Below are 23132 nucleotides of genomic sequence, written 5' to 3'. Positions count from 1 at the left end.
ATCATGGCCGTCACCGTATCTCCCGAGCGCGACACCGTCGCCACCCCCACCCAACGCGCGCTTAAGGAAGCGTTCTATGCCGGCGCCATCTCGCTTGGCCTGTTCGTGCTGTTCATCGGGCTGAAGACCGGTCAGAACATGCGCAATGAACTGGTCGTGACGACGCGCTGGGGCCTGCTCGCCGCCGTGGTGATCGCCACGGCTGTCGGGCGCTTCCTCTATATCGCCTATGGCCAGCCCTTCATGGCCAACCAGAAGATAACCAATGTCGCCACCGGCCTGTTGCCGGCCAGCGTGGCGTCACGATTCTTCCAGCTGCCGTGGTTCATCGCGGCTGTTGTCGCGATGGTGCTGCTGTTTGCATTGAACAACTCGCTCGCCGGATGGGTGGGAGCAGAACCGGCCGGCTATCTGCAATTCCTGCGCGCCCTGGCGGTCATCTATGTGCTTGCTTGCGTGATCTACTACTTCCGAGCCTTCATCCATGCCAACTTCACGAAATTGGGCATCACGGCGCTGGTGCTGTACCCGATCCTCGTGGTCGCGGTGCTGTCGCTGAACGCCTGGTCGATTGCTGGAGGGCTGCAGGGCTCGCTGAAATGGGTCGACAATTTCGGCATCCAGATCCTGATCTATGTGATGCTGGCATGGGGGCTGAACATCGTCGTCGGCCTCGCTGGCCTGCTCGACCTCGGCTACGTCGCCTTCTATGCACTTGGCGCCTATGCGTATGCACTTCTCGCCACGCATTTCGGCCTGTCTTTCTGGATCCTGTTGCCCGCCGCCGGCGCGATGGCCGCTCTCTGGGGCGTGCTGCTCGGCTTCCCCGTGCTACGCCTGCGCGGCGACTATCTGGCGATCGTGACGCTGGCTTTCGGCGAGATCATCCGCCTAGTGCTGATCAACTGGCGTGATGTCACCAACGGCTCGGCCGGCATTTCCGGCATTCCGAAGGTTTCCTTCTTCGGCCTGATGTCGTTCAACGTCTCGGACCCGAATTACATCGCCAAGGTTCTCGGCATTGCCCAGTCAGGCGCCTACTACAAGATCTTCCTCTATTACCTCATCCTTGCGCTCTGCCTGCTCACCGCCTTCGTCACCATCAGGCTGCGCCGTCTGCCAGTCGGCCGTGCATGGGAAGCCTTGCGCGAGGACGAGATCGCCTGTCGCTCGCTCGGCATCAACACCACCACCACCAAACTGACCGCCTTTGCCACCGGCGCCATGTTCGGGGGGTTCGCCGGCTCTTTCTTCGCCGCGCGGCAAGGCTTCGTCAGCCCGGAATCCTTCGTCTTCCTGGAATCGGCCATCATCCTGGCGATCGTCGTTCTCGGCGGCATGGGCTCGCTGGTAGGCATTGCGGTTGCCGCGATGGTGATGATCGGCGGCACCGAGGCGCTGCGCGAACTCGACTTCCTCAAGCAGATCTTCGGGCCGGACTTCACGCCTGAACTCTACCGCATGCTTCTCTTCGGCATGGCCATGGTCATCGTCATGCTGTGGAAGCCACGTGGCTTCGTCGGCAGTCGCGAACCGACCGCTTTCCTGAAAGAGCGAAGGGCTGTCTCCGGTTCCTTCACCAAGGAAGGACACGGCTGATGAACGCGAGTTCGATTCAGGGGACCAATCCGGGCATGAAAGACGCCATACTGCAGGTCGAACATCTGTCGATGAAGTTCGGCGGTCTGGTCGCCATCGGCGATCTGTCCTTCGCCGCCAGGCGCGGCGAGATCACGGCGCTGATCGGCCCCAATGGCGCCGGCAAGACCACCGTGTTCAACTGCATCACCGGCTTCTACAAGCCGTCCGAAGGCATGATCACGCTCAATCGGAATGATGGCTCGAGCTTCCTGCTCGAGCGGTTGCCCAACCATGAGATCCCGGCGCGCGCCAAGGTTGCGCGCACCTTCCAGAACATCCGCCTGTTCTCGGGCATGACGCTCTTGGAGAACCTGCTGGTCGCTCAGCACAACAAGCTGATGAAGGCATCGGGCTATACGATCCTGGGCCTGTTCGGCTTCAGCGGCTACCGCAAGGCCTCGGCCGAATCGGTGGAGCTTGCCAGACACTGGCTGGAGAAGGCCGATCTCATTGACCGCGCCGACGATCCGGCTGGCGACCTGCCCTACGGCGCGCAGCGGCGTCTCGAGATCGCGCGCGCCATGTGCACAGGGCCAGAGCTTCTTTGCCTCGACGAGCCGGCAGCCGGCCTCAATCCGAAGGAATCGGCGGCGCTCAACGAACTGCTGATCGACATCAAGAACAACACTGGCACCTCGATCCTGCTGATCGAGCATGACATGTCGGTGGTCATGCAGATCTCCGACCATGTCGTGGTGCTGGAATATGGCCGCAAGATCTCCGACGGCAGCCCGCAGTCGGTGCGCACCGATCCGCGCGTCATCGCCGCCTATCTCGGCGTCGACGACGAGGAGGTCGAGACCGTGCTGACCGAGGTCGGCGACGAGGACGTTATCGAGCAGCTCGACATAGGCCCTGATGCCGCGCATGGCCCGGGGACATCGTCGTCATACATGGCCGGACCGGTGAGCGACACCGTCGGACACAGCGAGGGCGAGCGCGTCACCGTGTCGAAGGGGGCCTCCAAGTCGGCGCAGGTCGATGCCCGCGCGGCCTCCGTGGCCAGCAGGCCTGTCGTGCCGCCGACCCCATCCAAGCCAGCCGCGAAGGCGGGCGCGGCGAAAGCGGCGCCGAAGAAAACCGCCGCCAAGGCACCCACGGCAAAGGCGCCCACCGCAAAGGCCGAAGGCATTTCGAACCGTCTCGCTGCCCCGCGTGGCGGCAAGGCCGACAATTTGACCCGCATCAAGGGCATCGGCACGGTCAACGAGAAGAAGCTCAACGAACACGGCATCTTCCATTTCGACCAGATCGGCGCCTGGAAGAAGGCTGACGTCGAGACTGCCGAGGCCTATCTGGCCTTTGACGGGCGCATCGCGCGCGAGGAATGGGTCAAGCAGGCCAAGCTGCTCGGCCAGGGCAAGGATACGGAATTCGCGCGCCGCGTCGACGCGGGCAAGGTGGCGACCAGCCACGCTTCGGCAAAGGCTGCCAGCGGGACATCGAAGAGCGCAAAAGCGGCTTCGAGGAAGGCAACGGCCAAGCCCGTGTCGGGCAAGCGTGGAGGGGGCAAATAATGGCCGGGACAACGCTGCTCGATATCAAGGGCGTACAGACATACTACGGCAATATCCGCGCCCTGAACGGCGTCGATGTCACCGTCAAGGAGGGTGAGATCGTGGCGCTTATCGGCGCCAACGGCGCCGGCAAGTCGACGCTGATGATGACCATTTTCGGGGCACCGCGCGCCCGCACCGGCACCATCACCTTCGCCGGCACAGACATCACCCAATTGCCGACGCACGAGATCGCGCGCATGCGCATCGCCCAATCGCCCGAAGGCCGGCGCATCTTCCCGCGCATGACGGTGATGGAAAACCTGCAGATGGGCGCCAGCCTCGATAACCTCAAGCACTATGACGAGGACGTCGAGAAGGTATTCACTCTGTTCCCGCGGCTGAAGGAGCGCATCGCCCAGCGCGGCGGCACGCTGTCTGGCGGCGAGCAGCAGATGCTGTCGATCGGACGCGCTCTGATGGCGCGGCCGAAGCTGCTTCTGCTCGACGAGCCGTCGCTGGGGCTGGCGCCGCTGATCGTAAAGCAGATCTTCGACGCCATCCGCGAGTTGAACCGCACGCAAGGGCTGACCGTGTTCCTGGTCGAGCAGAACGCGTTCGGCGCGCTGAAGCTCGCCACGCGCGGCTATGTCATGGTCAACGGCAATGTGACGATGAGCGGTACCGGCAAGGAACTGCTCGCCAATCCCGAAGTGCGCGCCGCATATCTCGAAGGCGGGCATCACTGAGTCTGGAGCTGAATGTGCATCCGGTATTCCGTTCCAATTTGTTTGTTTGTCGCATGATCTTTGTCCGAAAAGTCCGCGACCTTTCGGGATCATGCTAGGGAGACTTCATCATGCAGGGCATTCTCTATGAGGAACCCTCGATCTGGCAGTTCTTCTTCGTCACCTGCCTGCTCGGCGGCTGGGCAGCCTGGATGACCGGCAAGGCCAGTGCGCAGACATGGCGCAGCTTCATCCAGCTTTTTGCCTATCTGCTGGGTCTCGGCATCGGCGTCCGCTTCATCCATCACGCGCTGTTCGACGGCACGATGTTCTCGCTACAATACTATATCGTCGACACCATCGTGCTGATGATACTGGGCTTCGTCGGCTATCAATACACACGCACCAACCAGATGGTCACGCAGTATAATTGGCTCTACGAAAGAGCTTCAATCTTGAGCTGGAAACCGAAAGGTTGACGTTCATCATTAACGCCGGGTCAGGGATGAATCGGCGTGACAAGTGCCTGAAAATCGGCAAACTATGCTTTCTGCGATAAGGGTGGGCATCGCATGAAAGCTTCATCCACGCCCACTCCGTTAATGGGAGCGTTTAAATGAAAAAGACACTTTTGTCCGCCGTGGCCCTGACCGCGCTGGTCGCGTTCGGCGGCAACGCGTGGGCTGATGTAATGTTCGGCGTCGCCGGTCCGATCACCGGCCCGAACGCGGCCTTCGGCGCACAGCTGCAGAAGGGCGCCGAGGCGGCCGTTGCCGCGATCAATGCCAAGGGCGGCATCAATGGCGAGCAGATCAAGCTCGAAGTCGGCGACGACGTCTCCGATCCGAAGCAGGGTATCTCGGTCGCCAACAAGTTCGTCGGCGACGGCGTCAAGTTCGTGATCGGCCACTTCAACTCGGGCGTGTCGATCCCGGCCTCGGAAGTCTACGCTGAAAACAACATCGTCGAAATCACGCCGGCCGCGACCAACCCGAAGTTCACCGAGCGTGGCCTGTGGAACGTGTTCCGCACCTGCGGACGCGACGACCAGCAGGGCAGCATCGCCGGCGCCTATATCGCCGCGAATTTCAAGGATGCCAAGGTCGCCGTCGTCCATGACAAGACCCCTTATGGCCAGGGCCTCGCCGACGAAACCAAGAAGGCGATGAATGCCGCCGGCGTCAAGGAGGTCATGTATGAAGGCATCAATGTCGGCGACAAGGACTTCTCGGCGCTGATCGCCAAGATGAAGGAAGCCGGCGTTACCCTGATTTACTGGGGTGGCCTGCACACCGAAGCCGGCCTGATCATCCGCCAGTCCGCGGACCAGGGCCTCAAGGCAACGATGATGTCGGGTGACGGCATCGTCACCGACGAACTCGCCGCGATCGCGGGCGACGCCGTCGCCGGTACGCTCAACACGTTCGGACCCGATCCGCGCCTGATCCCGGCCAACAAGGAACTCGTCGAGAAGTTCCGTGCGCAGGGCTTCGAGCCGGAAGCCTACACGCTCTACGCTTACGCCGCCGTGCAGGTGGTCGCCGAGGCAGCCACCGCCGCCAAGACGAACGACCCGCAGGCCGTCGCCAAGGCCATGCATGAAAGCGGCCCGTTCCCGACCGTTCTGGGCGATCTCGCCTATGACGCCAAGGGCGACCCGAAGCTGCCGGGCTACATCATGTACGAGTGGAAGAAGAAGGACGACGGCAAGTATTCCTGGTTCCCGAAATAAGCCGCTCAGACAGGTATGAGACCAATGATGCCCGGCGCTTCGCGCCGGGCATTTTCTTTGGCGCGCTCCGGCGGCCGATGACGTTGCTTGTGAGCTCTTGTCAGCACGGGCAGAGCGCATCCAGGATCGAAATTGTCGCCCTTGTTCCGTCCGTTCGGACCGAAGCATGCGAGTGTTGGCCGGATAATTGATTTAAATCGGTTTAAATCGGCGCTGATTTTGTTTGCACTGCAGCATTTTCACGCTAATCATTGCACCGATTTCCCGTCCCTTCCGCTGCTGGAGCCCAATCCTTGGCCATCACGAAGATACTCGTTGCCAACCGGTCAGAAATCGCCATCCGCGTCTTCCGCGCGGCCAACGAGCTGGGCCTCAAAACCGTGGCGATCTGGGCCGAGGAGGACAAGTATTCGCTGCACCGCTTCAAGGCCGACGAAAGCTATCAGGTCGGGCGCGGCCCGCATCTCGGCAAGGACATGGGACCGATCGAGAGTTATCTGTCGATCGAGGAGGTGATCCGCGTTGCAAGGCTTTCGGGCGCCGATGCCATCCACCCCGGCTACGGGCTTCTGTCGGAAAGCCCCGAATTCGCCGACGCCTGTGCGCAAGCCGGCATCACCTTCATCGGCCCGAAGCCGGACACGATGCGCCGTCTCGGCAACAAGGTCGCGGCGCGCAACCTGGCCATCGAGGTCGGAGTGCCTGTCATTCCCGCCACCGATCCGTTGCCGGACGACATGGAGGCGGTCAAGAAGCTGGCCAAGGAGATCGGCTATCCCGTGATGCTGAAGGCGTCTTGGGGCGGCGGTGGACGCGGTATGCGCGCCATCCGTGCAGAGGCCGACCTCGCCCGTGAGGTCACCGAAGGCAAGCGCGAGGCGAAAGCCGCTTTCGGCAAGGACGAGGTCTATCTCGAAAAGCTGATCGAGCGCGCCCGCCATGTCGAGGTGCAGGTGCTTGGTGACACGCACGGCAATGTCGTGCATCTGTTCGAGCGCGACTGCTCGATCCAGCGCCGCAACCAGAAGGTCGTCGAGCGGGCGCCGGCACCCTATCTCGAAATGTCACAGCGCGAGGAGCTTTGCGGTTACGCGCTGAAGATCGCGCGCGAGACCAGTTATATCGGTGCCGGCACGGTCGAGTTCCTGCAGGATGCCGATACCGGTAAATTCTATTTCATCGAGGTCAACCCGCGCATCCAGGTCGAGCACACCGTCACCGAGCAGGTGACCGGCATCGATATCGTCAAGGCGCAGATCCACATCCTTGACGGCTTCGCCATCGGCACGCCGGAGTCGGGCGTGCCGGCGCAGAAGGATATCAGGCTGAACGGCCACGCCTTGCAGTGCCGCATCACCACCGAGGATCCAGAGCACAATTTCATCCCGGACTATGGCCGTATCACCGCCTATCGCGGCGCCACCGGCTTCGGCATCCGGCTGGACGGCGGCACTGCCTATTCCGGCGCGGTCATTACCCGCTTCTACGATCCGCTGCTGGAGAAGGTGACGGCGTGGGCGCCGACGCCGGCCGAGACTATCGCCCGCATGAACCGCGCGCTGCGCGAATTCCGCATCCGCGGCGTCGCCACCAACCTCACCTTCCTCGAAGCGATCATCAACCACCCGAGCTTCGCCGACAATTCCTATACGACGAAGTTCATCGACACGACGCCGGAGCTGTTCCAGCAGGTCAAGCGCCAGGATCGCGCCACCAAGCTCATCAACTATCTGGCCGACGTCAGTGTCAACGGCCATCCCGAGACGCGCGGCCGGCCGATGCCGAAGGCCGATGCGGCTGCTCCCGTGGTGCCTTACCTCAACGGCAATGTACCGGGCGGCAGCAAGCAGAAGCTCGACGTGCTCGGCCCGGAGAAATTTGCCGGCTGGATGCGCGAGCAGAAGGAAGTGCTGGTCACCGACACGACGATGCGCGACGGCCACCAGTCGCTGCTCGCCACGCGCATGCGCACGCACGACATCGCCAATATCGCCGGCACCTATGCGCGCGCCCTGCCGCAGCTACTGTCGCTGGAATGCTGGGGCGGCGCGACCTTCGACGTCGCCATGCGCTTCCTCACCGAGGACCCGTGGGAGCGGCTGGCCAAAGTGCGCGAGGCGGCGCCTAATCTGTTGTTGCAAATGCTGCTGCGTGGCGCCAACGGCGTCGGCTACACCAACTATCCCGACAATGTCGTGCAGCATTTCGTCAAGCAGGCAGCGAGCGGCGGCATCGATCTGTTCCGGGTTTTCGACTGCCTGAACTGGGTCGAGAACATGCGCGTCGCCATGGACGCCGTCGGCGCCGAGGGCAAGCTGATCGAAGCGGCGATGTGCTACACTGGCGACATTCTCGATCCAGCACGCGCCAAGTACGACCTGAAATATTATGTCGGTCTTGCCAGCGAATTGCAGGCTGCCGGCGCCCACATCATTGCCGTCAAGGATATGGCCGGCCTCCTGAAGCCGGCCGCCGCCCGCGTACTGTTCAAGGCGCTGCGCGAGGCGACCGACCTGCCGATCCATTTCCATACCCACGACACGTCGGGCCTGTCGGCGGCGACCGTGCTGGCGGCGGTGGAGAGCGGCGTCGACGCCATCGACGCGGCGATGGATGCCTTTTCCGGCAACACGTCGCAGCCTTGCCTCGGCTCGATCGTCGAAGCGCTGAAGGGCACCGAACGCGACCCGGGCCTCGACCCGCAATGGATCCGCAAGATCTCGTTCTACTGGGAGGCGGTGCGCAACCAGTACGCCGCCTTCGAAAGCGACTTGAAGGGGCCGGCCTCGGAGGTCTACCTGCACGAGATGCCGGGCGGGCAGTTCACCAACCTCAAGGAGCAGGCGCGTTCGCTCGGGCTGGAGACGCGCTGGCACGAGGTGGCGCAGACCTATCATGACGTCAACCTGATGTTCGGCGACATCGTCAAGGTGACGCCGTCGTCCAAGGTCGTCGGCGACATGGCGCTGATGATGGTGAGCCAGGACCTGACCGTCGCCGATGTAGAGAACCCGGCCAGGGACATCGCCTTCCCGGACTCTGTGGTCTCGATGCTGCGCGGCGATCTCGGACAATCCCCCGGCGGCTGGCCGGCGGCGCTGCAGAAGAAGGCGCTGAAGGGCGACAAGCCGATCACGGCGCGGCCCGGCTCGCTGCTCAAGCCCTCCGATCTCAAGGCCAGCCGCAAGGAGATCGAGGAGAAGCTGGAGCGCAAGCTCTCGGAATACGAATTCGCCTCCTGGCTGATGTATCCGAAAGTGTTTACCGACTTTGCAGGCGCGCAGGAGACCTACGGCCCGGTCAGCGTGCTGCCGACGCCGACCTATTTCTACGGCATGAAGTCGGAAGACGAAATCTTCGTCGACATCGAGAAGGGCAAGACACTGGTGGTGCGGTGCCTGGCCATCGGCGATGTCGACGACAAGGGCATGGTCACCGTGTTCTTCGAGCTCAACGGCCAGCCGCGGCGCGTCAAGGTGCCGGACCGGGCGCATGGCGCCTCCGCCGCCAAGGCGCGCCGCAAGGCCGAGCCCGGCAACGAGGCGCATGTCGGCGCGCCGATGCCGGGCGTGGTCTCGGCACTTTCGGTGGCGGCCGGCCAGGCGGTGAAGGCCGGCGACGTGCTGCTCTCCATCGAAGCGATGAAGATGGAGACGGCGCTGCATGCCGAGCGTGACGGCACCGTCGCCGAGGTGCTGGTCAAGGCCGGCGACCAGATCGATGCCAAGGATCTGCTGATCGCCTTCAACTGAGAGCCCGCAAGGAGCGGACAGGCTGTCGGCTTCTGTCGGCAGCCCTTGGCGAGCTGTTCGATAACAGCTTGACCCGCCGCCGCCGGTCGGGCATCGAACCGGCTCAAATTCGCCGCGGTCTTTCCCCGAGTCGTGGCGCGGAGCCAATTGGAGAAAAACATGGCCGACGATATCACCGAGACCAGCCAGACTGTTGCCGCCGGCCAGCTGCGTGCCCTGATCGAACGCATCGAGCGGCTCGAGGAAGAGAAGAAGACGATCGCCGACGACATCAAGGAAGTGTTCGCCGAGGCCAAGGGCACCGGCTTCGACACCAAGGCGATCCGCACCATCATCCGCCTGCGCAAGAAGGACCAGGCCGAGCGCCAGGAAGAGGATGCCATCCTCGACCTGTACATGGCCGCACTCGGAATGGAGTAGAGACTGTCTGAAATTCCATTCTGACGGCCACCATCATAGGGTTCGCCAGAGCGAATTTCGAAACAGCCCCTGACGGGTGATGCTGGGAGCGGCATCGAACCATGAGCGAATTCGACTTCGGCGGCCGCCGCGCCTCGGAATTTCGCCATCGCGGCTTCTGGTCGCTGTTCGCTGAACGGCATCCGGAAGAAAGAGCCCGGCTGGCGCGGCGTGGGCCCTGGTTCTGGCAGCGCGGGCTGCCCGACTTCGCGCTGGTCCTTTCCATGTATGTGGCGCCGGCGCAGAACCATGTCGGCGTCTTCTTCGGCCGCAATGAGAAGTTCGGCGCCACGGACAGCTGGTCGCGGCTGAAGCCCTTCCAACCGGCGATCGAAGACAGGCTGAAGCTCAGGCCGGAGCAAAGCTGCGAGGGCCTCGGCATCAATTCAATGTGGCGGGTGAACTGCTATGCCGAGGACAATTGGCCTGCCATGACCGACTGGCTGGTGAGCGAATGCTCGCGTGTCGAGCGAGCGGTTGCCGACGTGCTGGGGCAGGATTGAGTGTTCGCGGATTTCTTCCGCCTTCGTTGGCTTGGCCGGGCGCCGCTCGACCGGCTGTTCTGGCGCGATATGATCCTGGTCGGGACCGGGATCAACGTTGCTTCGTCCGCGGCTGCACTCGTCCTGCTTGGTTCGAAGCTGCCGCTCGGCCTCGTGCTGGCGGTGCATTTCGCACCGGTGCCCTACAATGTCTTTCTCATTGTCGCGGTCTGGCGAACGGCTGAGAAATCCGACGGCGCCAAGGCTTCATTGATGATGCTGGGCTCGGCGCTCTGGCTCATCGCCACGGTGGTGGTCTGAGGTTCGTATGCGAAAAAGGGCGGCCGAAGCCGCCCTTTGCAGAAAGCCATCCGATACCGGTCACGCGGCCGGATCGAATTTCAGCGCCACGCCGTTGATGCAATAGCGCAGGCCGGTCGGCGGAGGGCCGTCCTCGAAGACATGGCCGAGGTGGCTGCCGCAGCGGGCGCAGTGGCATTCGGTGCGGACCATGCCGTAGCTGCGGTCGATGGTGTTCTCGACAGAGCCGGGCACCGGGTCGTTGAAGCTCGGCCAGCCGGTGCCGCTCTCGAACTTCAGCTTCGATTCGAACAGCGGCTGGTCGCAACCGACGCAGGAAAATGTGCCGGCGCGCTTTTCATAAAGCAGGGCGCAGCTTCCCGGCCGCTCGGTGCCATGGCCGCGCATGACCGCATACTGCTCCGGCGTCAGCCGGGCGCGCCATTCGGCATCGGTGCGGGTGACAGGGTAGGTGTGGGTGTCCATTTGATCTCCTCAGCCTTGGCGGCTCGTTATTAGTTGCAACCTCATATTCGCTCCAACATAGGCGTTTGTTACGGATTTGCCCATATTTTCGCTCGGGCCGCCTGGGATTCCTCAGGCGATCGCCGCGAGATAGCGGGCAACTGAAGTGGCGACTGATTCCTTTCCGCCGCCGATGATGTTCAGATCCCACCATGCGCCGCGGACATCGTCGAAGTCGAATGGTTCAAGCGCCGCCGCGATGCGGCGCACGGCCGTTGCATTGAGCGGAATCTGGTTCGGATAGCTGTACATGAAGCTGACATGCCTTCGGGTCGGCGTGACCTGCACGGTGTCGCCGGTCAACAGGGCGTTGCCGCCTTCGCGCCGCCAATGCAGCACCTGGCTGCCGGCAAAATGGCCGCCGCAGCGGATGAGGGTCAGCGAGGGGTTGATTGTCAGCGTCTCGCCTTGCCAGCTGACGATCGAGGGATGTGGCCGCATGATCCACTGCCGGTCGTCGGCATGGAGATAGATCGGCACGCCGCCGAAAGCGTCGCTCCATTCGGCCATTGCCGAGTAGAAGTGGCAGTGCGAGATGGCGATGGCCGCCAGGCCGCCGCGCCTGACGATCTCGGCCACAGCCTCGTCGCTCACCATCGGGATGCAATCCCACAGCACATTGCCATAAGGCGTCTGCACCAGTTGCGCTCGCTGGCCGATGGCCAGGCGTGGCTCGATGCCGAAGCCGAGCACACCGGCATCGTCCCTCATCACCAGCCTATGTCCGGCCGCAAGGTCTTGCGGTGTGATCCACGCCTGCCCCTCCCAGCGCACGAACTGCCGCTCATCCTCGCAGATCAGACAGCGTTGCGGCGGCGTCTCCGATGCGGCGAACTGGACACCGCATTGCAGGCAGAGGAAACAGGTCATGATGGCTCCGGAAATTGCTCAGTGTTTCCTTGAAAGCTGCTTCGTCGCGCCTTCCAGGCCGGCCAGCGTCAGGGGAAACATGCGGCCGCCGAAGATGTCGCGGATCATGGCGATGGAATGGGTGTAACCCCAGTTCTTTTCGCTCTCGGGGTTGAGCCATACCGCGTTCGGCCATTGCTGCAGCAGACGGCCGAGCCAGACGGCGCCGGCCTCCGGGTTCCAGTGTTCGACCGAGCCGCCGGGGTGGGCGATCTCGTAAGGGCTCATCGAGGCGTCGCCGACGACGATCGCCTTGTAGTCGGGCCCGTATTTGTGGAGGAGGTCCGATGTCGGGATCACCTCCGCATGGCGGCGGCGATTGTCCTTCCACACGCCCTCGTAGAGGCAGTTGTGGAAGTAGAAATATTCAAGCTGCCGGAATTCGGCGCGGGCGGCCGAGAACAGCTCCTCGACGCTCTTGATGTGGTCGTCCATCGAGCCGCCGACATCGAAGAACATCAAAAGCTTCACGGCGTTGCGCCGTTCAGGCCGCGTCCGCACGTCGAGATAGCCATGCTCGGCGGTGGCATGGATGGTGCCGGGCAGGTCGAATTCTTCCTCCGCGCCCTCGCGCACCCAGCGGCGCAAGCGCTTCAGCGCGATCTTGATGTTGCGGGTGCCGAGTTCGACCGCATCGTCGAAATTCCTGAACTCACGCTTGTCCCAGACTTTCACGGCGCGGCGGTTGCGGCTTTCATGCTGGCCAATGCGTACGCCTTCGGGATTGTAGCCATAGGCGCCGAAAGGCGAAGTGCCGCCGGTGCCGATCCATTTCGAGCCGCCCTGATGACGCCCCTTCTGCTCCTCGAGCCGCTGCTTCAACGTCTCCATCAGCTTCTCGAAGCCGCCCAGCGCCTCGACCAGTTTCTTCTCTTCTTCCGTCAGGTGCTTTTCGGCGAGTCGGCGCAGCCATTCCTCGGGAATATTGGCGACGTCGACCCCATCCGGTCCGCCCAGCGCTTCAATGCCTTTGAAGACATGCGCGAACACCTGGTCGAAGCGGTCGATATGGCGCTCGTCCTTCACCAGTGCCGCGCGGGCGAGGTAATAAAAACCCTCGACGTCGTAATCGACCAGCCCGGCTTCCAACCCCTCCAGCAGCGACAGATATTCCCTGAGCGAAACGGGAACACGCGCTGCCTTCAGTTCGAGGAAGAAGGGGATGAACATCGTTCTATCTACAGCAGATCATACTCAATGAAGCCGGTGCGGCGCGCCACATGGTCGTAGAGCTTGCGTGCGGTGGTGTTGGTCTCGTGCGTCATCCAGTAGACGTTCTTGACGCCGATTTTTTCAGCCGTGTCCTTCACCGCCTTGATCAGCGCGGCGCCGATGCCCTTGCCGCGCACGTCCGGGTCGGCGAACAGGTCCTGCAGGTAGCAGTTGTTTTTCTCCGACCAGCCTGAGCGGTGGTACAAATAGTGGGTGAGGCCGACAGCCTTGCCGTCGAGGGTGGCGATAAAACCCTTCGGCTCGAATTCACCTGTCGTGAACAGCCGCTTCCAGGTGATGGCATAGACCTCTTCCGGCAGCTTGGTCTCGTAGAAGGTGAGGTAGTCGGTCCACAGTCGCTTCCAGTCGGCGTGGTCGGACTGCGCGAGTGGGCGGACAACAATCTCAGACATTTCATTCCTCCGAATGTTCTGGGCAGAAGCTGCCTTTCCGGCCGACCGGCAGCAACGGTCCACAGCCGAGGAAAGCGCTACGGCTGCCTGCCTATTGCTGCCTTCTGGCCATGAAGGCCAGCCGCTCGAACAAATGCACGTCCTGTTCGTTCTTCAGCAGCGCGCCATGCAGCTTGGGCAGCGCGTTCTTGGGGTCGGCGCGCAAATCCTCGGGCGCGATGTCGTCGGCGACCAGCAGGCGGATCCAGTCGAGCGCTTCGGAAGTCGATGGCTTCTTCTTCAGGCCCGGCACGTCGCGGATTTCGTAGAATTGGGTAAGGGCCGCGCGCACCAAATTCTGCTTGATGCCGGGATAGTGGACGTCGACAATCCTGTGCAGCGTGCCGACGTCGGGAAAGCGGATGTAGTGGAAGAAGCAGCGGCGCAGGAAGGCGTCAGGCAGTTCCTTCTCGTTGTTGGAGGTGATGATGACAATCGGCCTGATAGCAGCGCGGATGGTCTCGCCGGTCTCGTAGACGAAGAACTCCATCCGATCGAGTTCCTGCAGCAGGTCGTTGGGGAATTCGATGTCGGCCTTGTCGATCTCGTCGATCAAAAGCACGGCCTTCTTGCCAGCCGCGAACGCCTCCCAGAGCTTGCCGCGCTTGATGTAGTTCTTGATGTCGTTGAACCTGATATCGCCGAGCTGGCTGTCGCGCAGCCGCGAGACGGCGTCATACTCGTAGAGGCCCTGTTGCGCCCTAGTGGTTGATTTGACGTGCCATTCGATCAGGTCGAGGCCGAGCGCCGATGCAACCTGGCGGGCAAGCTCGGTCTTGCCGGTGCCGGGCTCGCCCTTGACCAGCAAGGGCCGCTCCAGCGCGATCGCCGCGTTGACCGCCACCATCAGATCCTTGTCGGCGACATAGGCCGCCGTGCCTTCGAAACGCATTTCTTTTCCTTCGCTGTTCATCGCGACCGTAAGGATGAGGTCCAAGCTGTGCAAGGGTGCGCCGGCTGCGACGAATGGGCTTGAAACCCGTGGCGGCGGCATCCGTTTCTATCGCAAGGCCGCTCGGCGGGCCGAAGGGTGGCAACATGAATGAACAGACATCTGGCAAGGCGGCCCTGCAGATCGTCGTCGCGGTGCTGGCGGCAACACCGGTCCTGGCAGGCATTGCGGGCGTCGTCTCCGGCCCCGAATTCCTGCATGTCCCAGCTCCGTGGCCCGTCGATCTCGACAGCCACTTGCGCTTCCTGTCGGGGTTTTTCCTGGCCGTCGGCCTCGCCTGGTACAGTTGCATTCCCGGCATCGAGGCAAAGACGGAGCGGTTCAGATTGCTTGCGGCCTGCACCTTCTGTGGCGGTCTGGCACGGCTTTTCTCGCTGCTGGCGGCCGGCGAGCCATCGGCGGGCCACATCGCCGGACTGTGCGTCGAGTTGCTGGTCGTGCCGGCACTGGTGTGGTGGCAGGCGCGCGTCGCGAATAAAGCCGCGCCCCATGCTCGTCTCACTGGCGCTTGATCGAGGAGCGGCCTATATTGACGGAGACGGTCTGCGCTTCCCGGCAGGAGACACTTTTCCCCGGGGCCTTAACGATCCTTAGGGAGCTGTCCCTGGGAAGACCCGTGGGTTTTCTCACACGGCGCCCACCTACTTTGTAGGCACCCGGGATCGACCTCTCCACCGGTTGTGTGGATCGTCACTGATTGCTCCCGCATTCACGCATTTCGGTGGATGGTGCGGTAGAAAACGTCGCTCCTGAAACCCCATCCGTATCCGACCTTTTCTATCGTCCTGATATGACATCCTCAAAAGTTTTGAAAAAGCAGCTTCGCTTGGAGGCACTCGGGCGCCGCGATGCACTCGATGAGTTCTGGCGGGTCGAAGCGGCACTCGAAATGGCCGAGACGGCGCGCGATCATCTCGCGATCGAGCCGGGCCAGATCGTATCGGGCTTCTGGCCGATGCGTTCGGAAGTCGACGTGCGGCCGCTGATGTTTGCCTTGCGGGAAAAGGGCGCCAGGCTTTGCCTGCCGGCCATTCTCGACAAGACCACGATCGTCTTTCGCGAACTGGTGCGCGGCGCGCCGATGGTGGATATGGGCTTTGGCACGATCGGGCCCCATGCGGAGGCCGAGGTACTCGATCCCGTGGTCATGCTGGTGCCGCTCGCCGCTTTCGACAGCCGCGGCCACCGGATCGGCTATGGCGCGGGCTATTACGATCGCGCCATCGCGAAGCTCGTCGACAAGGGGCATGCGCCCCGGCTGGTCGGCATCGCCTTCGATTGCCAGGAGGTTCCTCGGGTTCCGGAAGAACCCCACGACGTGGTCCTCCCGGAAATACTGACAGAGAGCGGGTTGCGCCGCTTCGCGCCAGAATTGTAGATAGTTCTTTGGGACGCATGATCTTTAACCGAAAAGTCATGCAGCTTTTCGGGATCGGGCGTAGATGAGACTTCTTTTCCTCGGTGACATGGTTGGAAAAACAGGGCGCACGGCGGTGTGGGAACAACTGCCTGGGCTGATCTCCGACTTCAAACTCGACTTCGTCATCGTCAATGGCGAGAACGCCGCCGGCGGCTTCGGCATTACCGAAGAGATTTTTCGCGAGACGATCGCTGCCGGCGCCGATGTCGTCACCACCGGCAACCATGTTTGGGACCAGCGCGACGCGCTCGCCTTCGCGCCGCGCGAACAGCGTTTCCTGCGTCCCTCCAATTTCCCCAAGGGCACGCCCGGGCGCGGCTCGGGCGTCTATATCGCCAGGAGCGGCGCGCGCGTGCTGGTCGCCAACATCATGGGCCGGGTGTTCATGCATCCCGAACTCGACGATCCATTCCAGGCCGGCGAACGCGAGCTTGCCGCCTGCCCGCTCGGCGAGCAGGCCGATGCGGTGGTCATCGACTTCCACGCCGAGGCGACCTCGGAAAAGATGTGCTTCGCCCATTTCGTCGATGGCCGTGCCAGCCTCGTCGTCGGCACCCACACCCACCAGCCGACCGCCGACCACCAGATCCTCAATGGCGGCACCGGCTATCTGTCGGATGCCGGCATGTGCGGCGACTACGATTCCTCGCTCGGCATGGACAAGGAAGAGCCGCTCAACCGGTTCCTGTCGAAAGTGCCGAAAGGGCGCTTCGAGGCGGCGACCGGACCGGCGACATTGTGCGGCGTCGGCGTCAATATTTCCGACCGTACGGGACTGACCGAGAAGATCGCGCCGTTTCGTCGCGGGCCACGATTGGAAGAAACGGCTCCGTCCTTCTGGTCATGACATTGATATAGGAGTTCACAGTACCTAATTGCCGGCGACACTGCTCTAGATCGTAGGGGACGACCTCCATGCAGCTTATTGAATTCCTGGCGCCGCATTTTCATTTCGTTTCTGATCCAACGGCCTGGGTCGCGTTGCTGACGCTGGTGGTGCTTGAGATCGTGCTCGGCATCGACAATCTGATCTTCATCTCGATCCTGACCAACAAGCTGCCGGAAGCGCAGCGCGCCCGCGCCCGCCGGCTCGGCATCTCGGCGGCGCTGGTCATGCGGCTGGTGCTGCTGGCCACCATCTCGATCATCGTCCAGTTGACGACGCCGGTGTTCACCGCCTTCGGCCACGGCTTCTCCTGGCGCGACCTGATTCTGATCGCCGGCGGCCTGTTCCTGGTGTGGAAGGCGACCAAGGAAATCCATCACACGGTCGATCCCGACGACCATCAGGACACGATGCTGGGCGGGACGCTGCAGATCAGCCTTGCCGGCGCGATCTTCCAGATCCTGCTGCTCGATCTGGTCTTCTCGATCGATTCCATCATCACCGCCGTCGGCATGACCGACGAGATCGCCATCATGTACATCGCCGTGATCGTGGCCGTCACCGTGATGATGCTGGCGGCCGGGCCGCTGGCCAACTTCATCGCCAAGAACCCAAGCATCGTCATGCTGGCACTGGGCTTCCTGCTGATGATCGGCATGACGCTGATCGCCGACGGCATGGGCTACCACGTGCCCAAGGGCTACATCTATGCGGCGATGGGGTTCTCGGCGCTGGTCGAGGGGCTCAACATGCTGGCGCGGCGACGCAAGAGGGCAGGATCAGACGGCGGGCATTGAGGCTAGCTCGCCGGGGCTCTACGCTCACCAGGCGTCGGGTTCGCGCAGCATGTGAACGATGCCGGCGGGATTGGTGATCCAGCCACCTCGAAAGTTTTCGCCCAATGGCTCGATGGCATCGCACCGCACCGCACCACACCGGCCTCGGCGAAATGCGTGGCGGCTTTGGAAAAATCGTCGGTAAACAGTTCCAACCAGACCTCGGCCTGGCTCAGCATCGGCGCCTCATCGATCCACAAGCGGTTGGGGCCGAGTTCGAAGCCGATTGCCGGCGCCTTGGCCGTGAACGGCTTCAGGCCGACGAGGTCGCGATAGAATGCAATCGTCGCCTGATACTGGTGTGGCGGCACCTTCATGGCGATGTTGATGCCGCCGGTGATCGTTGCGGTCACTGCTGTCTCCTTGCGCTGCGATCAGATATTGGTGTTGTTGACCGGTTCGGCCGACATCTCGCTATGCCAGGTTGAGCTGCCAGGAGACTCCGAACCTGTCGTTTAGCCACGCGAAGCGGCGGCTGAAGCCGTAATTGTCGGGCGGCATCAGGAACCCGCCATCTTTTGCCAGCGTCTCGACAATGCGGTTCAGTTCCTCCTCGGAAGAACAGTCCACATACAGCGAGACCGACGGCGTGAACGTGAAGGCATGGTGTACGGGGCTGTTGTAGACCATGACTTCCAGGCCAGCGATGGAGACATGCGCCAGCTTGACTGTTCCTTGCGGGCCGTCTTTGCCGGGGCCGTAACGCGTGACGTCAAGGACGCCGCTGTCGGGAATGGTCTCGCAATAGAGGGTCATTGCCTCCTCGGCCTTGCCCTCGAACATCAGGAATGGCGTCACTTTCTTCATCGCTTTACCTCCGTCACTCAGATGTTGGTCTCGTTGGCGGGTTCGCCCTTCATCTCGCTGCGGTAATAGCCGTCGCGCAGGTTGATGCCGTGTTCGACATAGGCCTTCATGCAGGTCAGCATCTGCGACCAGCCCTCGCAATTGAGGTAGGATTTCTTCAAGCCGACCGCGCCTTCCCGCCATCCGCTCTCGGCTATGGTGACGAATGTGCCGCCATCGTCCAGCGGTTCGAAGTTCATCTCGATGCGGGTCTTGTAGGCCGGCCTGCCGTCGGCATCGGTGGCATCCCAGCGCAGCACGATGCGACTGTCCTTGATCACTTCGTCGACCTCGACCGGCACTTTGCCCCACCAGACGACGCCAACACCTGATACCAGCGGCGCGCTGGCACCGCCGATGGTGGTGAAATAGCCGCTGAGCTTCTTTGGATTGACGACGGCATCGAAGACTTCGGCGACCGGCCTGCCGATGCGTCCGGAAACCCTGAATCCGAGGGACATATCCACAGCTCCTTCCTTGATCGATCGAACAATATGTTATAGAAATATAACATGTCAAGCCAGTCGCAAGACGACGATGTTTTCAAGGCGCTGGCGCATCCGCGCCGGCGCGAAATGCTCGATCAGCTGAAGGACGAGCCGAAGACCACCGGCATGCTGTGCGATGCCTTTCCCGACATCGATCGCTGCACCGTCATGTTGCATCTCAAGGTGCTGGAGGAAGCGGATCTGATCGTGGCGCGCCGTGATGGGCGCGAACGCTGGAACCATCTCAATTCCCTGCCGATCAAGCAGATCCACGACCGCTGGATCAGCCAGTATGCCAGCCATGCGCTCAACATCATCGACCGGCTGAAGTCGGACCTGGAGGCGTAGAGCCCGCCGCCGGTTACGCCACGAACGTTGCGCGGCTGGACGAATTGAGCCGATTTATCTATAAGCCGGCCATTCCGACAGAGAACGCCGTGCTTCCGCGAGTTGCACTCGGACGCTCTGAAATTTTGAATTCGGGCATTTTGCAAAAGGCGAGGTGATGCATCTCGTTGCGGAATGCTCTAGCCGAACACGACAGGGGTGCCATGGCTGGCCATTCACAGTTCAAGAACATCATGCACCGCAAGGGCCGCCAGGACGCGGTGCGGTCGAAAATGTTTTCCAAGCTGGCGCGCGAGATCACCGTCGCCGCCAAGAGCGGCACGCCCGATCCGTCGATGAACCCACGCCTGCGGCTGGCGATCCAGAACGCCAAGGCTGTGTCGATGCCGAAGGACAACATCCAGCGTGCCATCAACAAGGCATCGATGGGCGACGCCGAGAACTACGAGGCCGTGCGTTATGAAGGCTACGGCCCGGGCGGCGTCGCCGTCATCGTCGAAGCCCTGACCGACAACCGCAACCGCTCGGCGTCGAATGTGCGCGCCGCCTTCACCAAGGCCGGCGGGGCGATGGGCGAAACCGGCTCGGTGTCCTTCATGTGGGATCGCGCCGGCGAGATCTACTATCCGGCATCGGCCGGCAGCGCCGACAAGGTCATGGATGCGGCGATCGAAGCCGGCGCCGACGATGTCGAAACCGATGAGGAAGGCCACACCATCTATTGTGCCTTCGAGAATGTGGGCGAGGTATCGAAGGCGCTCGAGGCCTCGCTCGGCGAAGCGGAATCAGTGAAGCTTATCTGGAAGCCGCAGAACACGGTTCCGGTCGATGAAGAACGGGCGCAGTCGCTGATGAAGCTGGTCGCCACGCTCGAGGATGACGACGACGTCCAGAGCGTCTACGCCAACTTCGAAGTCGATGAGGCGACATTGGCCAAGCTCAGCGCGGCATGAGCGAAGCTCAGCCCGGCATGAGCGGCAAGCCACTGCCCGTCATCCGCATCACCTATTGCACGCAGTGCCAGTGGCTGCTGCGCGCCGGCTGGATGGCGCAGGAGCTGCTCTCCACCTTCGCCACCGATCTCGGCGAAGTGACGCTCGTGCCTGGCACCGGCGGCATCTTCACCATCTCCTGCAACGACGTGCTGGTCTGGGACCGCAAGCGCGACGGTGGCTTTCCGGACGCGGCCAAGCTCAAGCAATTGGTGCGCGACGTCATCGATCCGGACCGCGATCTCGGTCATTCCGATCGCAAAGGCCACACGCAGAAAGACCCCGCCTAAAGCGAGGTCTTTTGCATTTGCGAATGGCCATTTTTCAGAGCAATGCGAGGATGAAGCAAGCCATCGCCACGATGGCGGTGATGGTGCGGACGTGATTCCACATCACCCATTGGCTCAGATGGTTCGCCCACACGGCGGCGCCTTCGGCGCTGGCCGGGTCGACGACGGCCAGCGCATCGTTGAGCGGCACGTTGAAGACCATGGTCACGATCGGGTTGCCGATCAGGTAGATCACCGCGCCGGCCAGCAGCCAGTACGAGCCGGACTGGCTCCAGCCGATGATGGCGGCGGCGATGAGCACCAGACAGAGCAGGCCGGTGCCGAACAGCGCCGTCATGAAGGTCGGCGTGATCACCGTGATGTTGATCGAATTCATCGCGGCGATGCCGCTTGGGACGGGCAGCCTGGCAAGCGCCGGCATGACAAAGTTGGAAAAGGCGAAGAACACGCCGCCGACGACGCCGGAGCCGATCGCGGCGATGAAGATCAAGGTGGGGAGCAGTTTGGTGAACATGTCAGTTGCTCCAGATCCGGGCAGCGGCGGTTTCGGTTGCGTAGGTCGAGAAGTCCTTCGGCGCACGGCCAAGCAGGCGCTGGACGCCGTCGGCGAGGCTTTCGTTGCGGCCGTCGAGAACCTGGGTGAACAGCTCGTTGAGCAGCCAGGCGAATTCAGGCGGCAGGTCATGCGACGCGACGGCGGCCGTGAACTCGTCGTGCGAAATTCGGACGAAGCCGATGTCTCGTCCTGTCGCCCTGGCAATTTCGCCGACCGCGTCGGCGAAGCTCAACAGCCGCGGCCCGGTGAGCTCATAGAGCTGGCCGACATGGCCGGACTGGGTCAGTACGGCTTCGGCGGCGTCTGCGATGTCGTCGACATCGACAAAGGGTTCACCGACAGGCCCGACCGGAAGCGCCACCTCGCCAGCCAGCAGCGGCTCGACGAGAAAGCCTTCGCTGAAATTCTGCGAGAACCAGGCGCAGCGCAGGATCGTCCAGTCGGCCCCGGAAGCTTTCAGCATCTCTTCGGCGCGCTGCGCCTCGTGCTCGCCGCGGCCCGACAAGAGCACCAGCCGCCGGACGCCATGCCGCACGGCAAGGCGAGCAAAGGCATCGATCACTTCGGCGGCGCCCGGCACCGCGATGTCGGGATAGTAGCTGATGTAGACCGCGCTGACGTCCTCGAGTGCAGGAGCCCAGCTTGCGGGAGCGTCCCAGTCGAAACGCGGCGTGCCGGAACGGGAGCCGATCCTTACCGGAATGCCGCGCGACGTCAGCCGCTCGGCAAGACGGCGGCCGGTCTTGCCGGTGCCGCCGAGGATCAGGATTGGTTTGGTGTCGGTCATGGTTATCTTCCTCTGTGTAAAAATATGAATAATCCTCACATTTGCTAAACGTGATAAACCCTCGTATTTTGTGAGTCAAGCTACTCCCCGGCGATTTTGCCGAATGCGTTTGTTGGAGACATTCATGGAAGGCACCCCGGCCAACGAGCAGATGGCCCCGCCACGACGGGCGCCAATTCAGCAGCGCAGCCGCGAGCGGGTGGAGCGCATGCTGGCGGCTGCCTCGGCGCTGATCGCCGAACAGGGCAGCGACGCCATGCGCATGGGCGAGGTCGCGGAACGGGCAGGGGTGTCGATCGGCTCGCTCTACCAGTTCTTTCCCGACAAGCGGGCGATCATCTGGGCGTTGGCCGAGCGCTACACCGCCGAAAGCCAGGCCTGCATCTCTGCCGAGCTCAAGGGTGTCAGCGACGCCGCAGGGCTGCGGCGGGCTTTCTCGGAGTTGGTCGACATCTATTACGGCCTGTTTCTGGCCGAGCCGGTGATGCGCGACATCTGGTCGGGTACGCAGGCCGACAAGGCGCTGCGCCAGCTCGAGCTCGCCGACAGCCGGGCCAACGCCGAATTCCTCGTAGCGGTGCTGAAGCGTTTGCGTCCCGGCGCCGATCCCGTCGCCCTGGAGACGACGGCATTTCTGGTCTGGCAGATGGGCGAGGCCGCCGTGCGGCTGGCGATCTCCGTCGAGCGGCAGGAGGGCTACAGGCTGGTCGCCGCCTACAAGCGCATGGCGCTCCGGGAGCTACTGGCTGAGTAAAATGTTCACCCTCTTCCCCACAAGGGTGTGTTTGGACCGGAGACATCGCGAACAGGTGTTCGGAGACATCGCGAACAGTTTTTGATGTTATCGCTTGAGAGCATTGAGGTCGATTGTTTCTATTTTCTGGTGTCGGAAGAAAGCATCGAAGACGCCGTCTGTTGCGGTTGGCCGGAAGGCGACGACCTTCCTGGCAAATGCCTTGCCAAGCTTGAAGGCGCATCCGAGGAGGCTGACAACCCCGGTCTGCTGGACGCGGCGGACAAGATCGTCCGTTGCATAGTCGAAC

At 62.5% G+C, this 23132-nt stretch carries 27 protein-coding genes, 1 other RNA gene and 1 pseudogene; 19 read left to right on the top strand and 10 right to left on the bottom strand.

What is annotated here, in order from left to right:
• Window positions 1-3: 3 nt before the first annotated feature.
• The 9 genes from livM (at window position 4) to A3AU_RS0111845 (ending at window position 10611) form a co-directional block, all read left to right on the top strand.
• Window positions 4-1599 (top strand): high-affinity branched-chain amino acid ABC transporter permease LivM, encoded by a 1596-nt coding sequence (livM, locus tag A3AU_RS0111885; protein ID WP_027053020.1) that lies wholly within the window; start codon window positions 4-6, stop codon window positions 1597-1599.
• Window positions 1599-3158, top strand: coding sequence for an ATP-binding cassette domain-containing protein (locus tag A3AU_RS0111880; RefSeq protein WP_027053019.1), 1560 nt, complete (start codon window positions 1599-1601; stop codon window positions 3156-3158). Before livM ends, A3AU_RS0111880 begins: the two co-directional genes overlap by 1 nt.
• On the top strand, window positions 3158-3886 hold the full coding sequence (locus A3AU_RS0111875) for an ABC transporter ATP-binding protein (protein WP_027053018.1): 729 nt from the start codon (window positions 3158-3160) through the stop codon (window positions 3884-3886). Before A3AU_RS0111880 ends, A3AU_RS0111875 begins: the two co-directional genes overlap by 1 nt.
• A 110-nt stretch (window positions 3887-3996) precedes the next feature.
• Complete coding sequence (locus A3AU_RS0111870) at window positions 3997-4344, top strand: DUF6867 family protein (protein ID WP_027053017.1); 348 nt, start codon at window positions 3997-3999, stop codon at window positions 4342-4344.
• A 137-nt stretch (window positions 4345-4481) separates the two neighbouring features.
• A complete protein-coding gene (locus A3AU_RS0111865; RefSeq protein WP_027053016.1) occupies window positions 4482-5597 on the top strand; it encodes a branched-chain amino acid ABC transporter substrate-binding protein in 1116 nt (371 codons plus the stop codon).
• 293 nt (window positions 5598-5890) lie between these two features.
• Entirely contained in the window at window positions 5891-9349 is a 3459-nt protein-coding gene (pyc, locus tag A3AU_RS0111860; RefSeq protein ID WP_027053015.1) for a pyruvate carboxylase, read from the top strand.
• A 159-nt stretch (window positions 9350-9508) separates the two neighbouring features.
• Window positions 9509-9769 carry a DUF2312 domain-containing protein gene (locus A3AU_RS0111855; protein WP_027053014.1) on the top strand — a complete coding sequence of 87 codons (261 nt, stop codon included), beginning with the start codon at window positions 9509-9511 and terminating at the stop codon, window positions 9767-9769.
• Window positions 9770-9870: 101 nt separating this feature from the next.
• Window positions 9871-10311 carry a hypothetical protein gene (locus A3AU_RS0111850; protein ID WP_027053013.1) on the top strand — a complete coding sequence of 147 codons (441 nt, stop codon included), beginning with the start codon at window positions 9871-9873 and terminating at the stop codon, window positions 10309-10311.
• Entirely contained in the window at window positions 10312-10611 is a 300-nt protein-coding gene (locus A3AU_RS0111845) for a hypothetical protein (RefSeq protein ID WP_027053012.1), read from the top strand.
• Window positions 10612-10671: 60 nt separating this feature from the next.
• Here A3AU_RS0111845 and msrB read toward each other — a convergent pair whose 3' ends face one another.
• The 5 genes from msrB to A3AU_RS0111820 form a co-directional block, all read right to left on the bottom strand.
• The gene (gene msrB / locus A3AU_RS0111840) at window positions 10672-11076 is read right to left on the bottom strand and encodes a peptide-methionine (R)-S-oxide reductase MsrB (protein WP_027053011.1); all 405 of its coding nucleotides are present in this window, start codon (window positions 11074-11076) and stop codon (window positions 10672-10674) included.
• A gap of 111 nt (window positions 11077-11187) precedes the next feature.
• Window positions 11188-11985 (bottom strand): MBL fold metallo-hydrolase, encoded by a 798-nt coding sequence (locus tag A3AU_RS0111835; protein WP_027053010.1) that lies wholly within the window; start codon window positions 11983-11985, stop codon window positions 11188-11190.
• 18 nt (window positions 11986-12003) lie between these two features.
• A complete protein-coding gene (locus A3AU_RS0111830) occupies window positions 12004-13194 on the bottom strand; it encodes a vWA domain-containing protein (RefSeq protein WP_027053009.1) in 1191 nt (396 codons plus the stop codon).
• An 8-nt stretch (window positions 13195-13202) separates the two neighbouring features.
• Window positions 13203-13649 carry a GNAT family N-acetyltransferase gene (locus A3AU_RS0111825; protein ID WP_027053008.1) on the bottom strand — a complete coding sequence of 149 codons (447 nt, stop codon included), beginning with the start codon at window positions 13647-13649 and terminating at the stop codon, window positions 13203-13205.
• Between the two features lie 91 nt (window positions 13650-13740).
• A complete protein-coding gene (locus tag A3AU_RS0111820; RefSeq protein WP_027053007.1) occupies window positions 13741-14580 on the bottom strand; it encodes an AAA family ATPase in 840 nt (279 codons plus the stop codon).
• A 146-nt stretch (window positions 14581-14726) separates the two neighbouring features.
• Here A3AU_RS0111820 and A3AU_RS0111815 point away from each other — a divergent pair, with 146 nt between their 5' ends.
• The 5 genes from A3AU_RS0111815 (at window position 14727) to A3AU_RS0111800 (ending at window position 17743) form a co-directional block, all read left to right on the top strand.
• The gene (locus A3AU_RS0111815) at window positions 14727-15152 is read left to right on the top strand and encodes a DUF4345 domain-containing protein (protein WP_027053006.1); all 426 of its coding nucleotides are present in this window, start codon (window positions 14727-14729) and stop codon (window positions 15150-15152) included.
• A gap of 25 nt (window positions 15153-15177) precedes the next feature.
• Window positions 15178-15333: non-coding RNA, 6S RNA (gene ssrS / locus A3AU_RS1000000137790), on the top strand.
• A gap of 97 nt (window positions 15334-15430) precedes the next feature.
• Window positions 15431-16018 carry a 5-formyltetrahydrofolate cyclo-ligase gene (locus A3AU_RS0111810; RefSeq protein WP_027053005.1) on the top strand — a complete coding sequence of 196 codons (588 nt, stop codon included), beginning with the start codon at window positions 15431-15433 and terminating at the stop codon, window positions 16016-16018.
• Window positions 16019-16082: 64 nt separating this feature from the next.
• Window positions 16083-16907: a TIGR00282 family metallophosphoesterase gene (locus tag A3AU_RS0111805; RefSeq protein WP_027053004.1), complete on the top strand. Its 825-nt coding sequence runs from the start codon at window positions 16083-16085 to the stop codon at window positions 16905-16907.
• 68 nt (window positions 16908-16975) lie between these two features.
• A complete protein-coding gene (locus tag A3AU_RS0111800) occupies window positions 16976-17743 on the top strand; it encodes a TerC family protein (RefSeq protein ID WP_027053003.1) in 768 nt (255 codons plus the stop codon).
• A 24-nt stretch (window positions 17744-17767) separates the two neighbouring features.
• Here A3AU_RS0111800 and A3AU_RS1000000136830 read toward each other — a convergent pair.
• The 3 genes and pseudogenes from A3AU_RS1000000136830 to A3AU_RS0111785 form a co-directional block, all read right to left on the bottom strand.
• Window positions 17768-18135: pseudogene (locus A3AU_RS1000000136830) on the bottom strand (VOC family protein).
• 61 nt (window positions 18136-18196) lie between these two features.
• Window positions 18197-18589, bottom strand: coding sequence for a VOC family protein (locus A3AU_RS0111790; RefSeq protein WP_027053002.1), 393 nt, complete (start codon window positions 18587-18589; stop codon window positions 18197-18199).
• A 17-nt stretch (window positions 18590-18606) separates the two neighbouring features.
• Window positions 18607-19089, bottom strand: a complete 483-nt coding sequence (locus A3AU_RS0111785; RefSeq protein ID WP_027053001.1) for an SRPBCC domain-containing protein — start codon at window positions 19087-19089, stop codon at window positions 18607-18609.
• A gap of 51 nt (window positions 19090-19140) precedes the next feature.
• Here A3AU_RS0111785 and A3AU_RS0111780 point away from each other — a divergent pair, with 51 nt between their 5' ends.
• From A3AU_RS0111780 to A3AU_RS0111770, 3 genes are all read left to right on the top strand, one after another.
• Window positions 19141-19464 (top strand): ArsR/SmtB family transcription factor, encoded by a 324-nt coding sequence (locus A3AU_RS0111780; RefSeq protein ID WP_027053000.1) that lies wholly within the window; start codon window positions 19141-19143, stop codon window positions 19462-19464.
• A 203-nt stretch (window positions 19465-19667) separates the two neighbouring features.
• Complete coding sequence (locus A3AU_RS0111775) at window positions 19668-20417, top strand: YebC/PmpR family DNA-binding transcriptional regulator (RefSeq protein WP_027052999.1); 750 nt, start codon at window positions 19668-19670, stop codon at window positions 20415-20417.
• A gap of 17 nt (window positions 20418-20434) precedes the next feature.
• A complete protein-coding gene (locus A3AU_RS0111770) occupies window positions 20435-20746 on the top strand; it encodes an Rdx family protein (protein ID WP_272481088.1) in 312 nt (103 codons plus the stop codon).
• A 34-nt stretch (window positions 20747-20780) separates the two neighbouring features.
• Here A3AU_RS0111770 and A3AU_RS0111765 read toward each other — a convergent pair whose 3' ends face one another.
• Together A3AU_RS0111765 and A3AU_RS0111760 are read right to left on the bottom strand one after the other, a co-directional pair.
• Window positions 20781-21260 carry an anthrone oxygenase family protein gene (locus A3AU_RS0111765; RefSeq protein WP_027052997.1) on the bottom strand — a complete coding sequence of 160 codons (480 nt, stop codon included), beginning with the start codon at window positions 21258-21260 and terminating at the stop codon, window positions 20781-20783.
• A 1-nt stretch (window position 21261) separates the two neighbouring features.
• Window positions 21262-22089 carry an NAD(P)H-binding protein gene (locus A3AU_RS0111760; RefSeq protein WP_027052996.1) on the bottom strand — a complete coding sequence of 276 codons (828 nt, stop codon included), beginning with the start codon at window positions 22087-22089 and terminating at the stop codon, window positions 21262-21264.
• A 124-nt stretch (window positions 22090-22213) separates the two neighbouring features.
• Between A3AU_RS0111760 and A3AU_RS0111755 the strand changes: the two genes are divergently transcribed.
• Both A3AU_RS0111755 and A3AU_RS1000000140115 read left to right on the top strand, forming a co-directional pair.
• Entirely contained in the window at window positions 22214-22843 is a 630-nt protein-coding gene (locus A3AU_RS0111755; RefSeq protein WP_027052995.1) for a TetR/AcrR family transcriptional regulator, read from the top strand.
• A gap of 84 nt (window positions 22844-22927) precedes the next feature.
• A partial coding sequence (locus tag A3AU_RS1000000140115; RefSeq protein ID WP_032917242.1) for a hypothetical protein occupies window positions 22928-23132 on the top strand: 205 nt, incomplete at its 3' end.

This window comes from Mesorhizobium erdmanii USDA 3471 (assembly GCF_000472705.1).
In the GTDB taxonomy this organism is placed as follows: domain Bacteria; phylum Pseudomonadota; class Alphaproteobacteria; order Rhizobiales; family Rhizobiaceae; genus Mesorhizobium; species Mesorhizobium erdmanii.
This window is presented reverse-complemented; position numbering and strand designations above follow the sequence as displayed.

Bases quoted from the DNA above. Each gene is read 5' to 3' on its own strand.
- A3AU_RS0111770 (WP_272481088.1), top strand. From the start codon at position 20,435: ATGAGCGGCAAGCCACTGCCCGTCATCCGCATCACCTATTGCACGCAG.
- A3AU_RS0111880 (WP_027053019.1), top strand. From the start codon at position 1,599: ATGAACGCGAGTTCGATTCAGGGGACCAATCCGGGCATGAAAGACGCC.
- A3AU_RS0111820 (WP_027053007.1), bottom strand. From the start codon at position 14,580: ATGCGTTTCGAAGGCACGGCGGCCTATGTCGCCGACAAGGATCTGATG.
- A3AU_RS0111850 (WP_027053013.1), top strand. From the start codon at position 9,871: ATGAGCGAATTCGACTTCGGCGGCCGCCGCGCCTCGGAATTTCGCCAT.
- A3AU_RS0111765 (WP_027052997.1), bottom strand. From the start codon at position 21,260: ATGTTCACCAAACTGCTCCCCACCTTGATCTTCATCGCCGCGATCGGC.
- A3AU_RS0111780 (WP_027053000.1), top strand. From the start codon at position 19,141: ATGTCAAGCCAGTCGCAAGACGACGATGTTTTCAAGGCGCTGGCGCAT.
- A3AU_RS0111810 (WP_027053005.1), top strand. From the start codon at position 15,431: ATGACATCCTCAAAAGTTTTGAAAAAGCAGCTTCGCTTGGAGGCACTC.
- A3AU_RS0111865 (WP_027053016.1), top strand. From the start codon at position 4,482: ATGAAAAAGACACTTTTGTCCGCCGTGGCCCTGACCGCGCTGGTCGCG.
- A3AU_RS0111755 (WP_027052995.1), top strand. From the start codon at position 22,214: ATGGAAGGCACCCCGGCCAACGAGCAGATGGCCCCGCCACGACGGGCG.
- A3AU_RS0111815 (WP_027053006.1), top strand. From the start codon at position 14,727: ATGAATGAACAGACATCTGGCAAGGCGGCCCTGCAGATCGTCGTCGCG.
- msrB (WP_027053011.1), bottom strand. From the start codon at position 11,076: ATGGACACCCACACCTACCCTGTCACCCGCACCGATGCCGAATGGCGC.
- A3AU_RS0111855 (WP_027053014.1), top strand. From the start codon at position 9,509: ATGGCCGACGATATCACCGAGACCAGCCAGACTGTTGCCGCCGGCCAG.
- A3AU_RS0111825 (WP_027053008.1), bottom strand. From the start codon at position 13,649: ATGTCTGAGATTGTTGTCCGCCCACTCGCGCAGTCCGACCACGCCGAC.
- A3AU_RS0111790 (WP_027053002.1), bottom strand. From the start codon at position 18,589: ATGAAGAAAGTGACGCCATTCCTGATGTTCGAGGGCAAGGCCGAGGAG.
- A3AU_RS0111870 (WP_027053017.1), top strand. From the start codon at position 3,997: ATGCAGGGCATTCTCTATGAGGAACCCTCGATCTGGCAGTTCTTCTTC.
- A3AU_RS0111760 (WP_027052996.1), bottom strand. From the start codon at position 22,089: ATGACCGACACCAAACCAATCCTGATCCTCGGCGGCACCGGCAAGACC.
- A3AU_RS0111800 (WP_027053003.1), top strand. From the start codon at position 16,976: ATGCAGCTTATTGAATTCCTGGCGCCGCATTTTCATTTCGTTTCTGAT.
- A3AU_RS0111875 (WP_027053018.1), top strand. From the start codon at position 3,158: ATGGCCGGGACAACGCTGCTCGATATCAAGGGCGTACAGACATACTAC.
- A3AU_RS0111835 (WP_027053010.1), bottom strand. From the start codon at position 11,985: ATGACCTGTTTCCTCTGCCTGCAATGCGGTGTCCAGTTCGCCGCATCG.
- A3AU_RS0111830 (WP_027053009.1), bottom strand. From the start codon at position 13,194: ATGTTCATCCCCTTCTTCCTCGAACTGAAGGCAGCGCGTGTTCCCGTT.
- A3AU_RS0111775 (WP_027052999.1), top strand. From the start codon at position 19,668: ATGGCTGGCCATTCACAGTTCAAGAACATCATGCACCGCAAGGGCCGC.
- A3AU_RS0111785 (WP_027053001.1), bottom strand. From the start codon at position 19,089: ATGTCCCTCGGATTCAGGGTTTCCGGACGCATCGGCAGGCCGGTCGCC.
- livM (WP_027053020.1), top strand. From the start codon at position 4: ATGGCCGTCACCGTATCTCCCGAGCGCGACACCGTCGCCACCCCCACC.
- A3AU_RS0111805 (WP_027053004.1), top strand. From the start codon at position 16,083: ATGAGACTTCTTTTCCTCGGTGACATGGTTGGAAAAACAGGGCGCACG.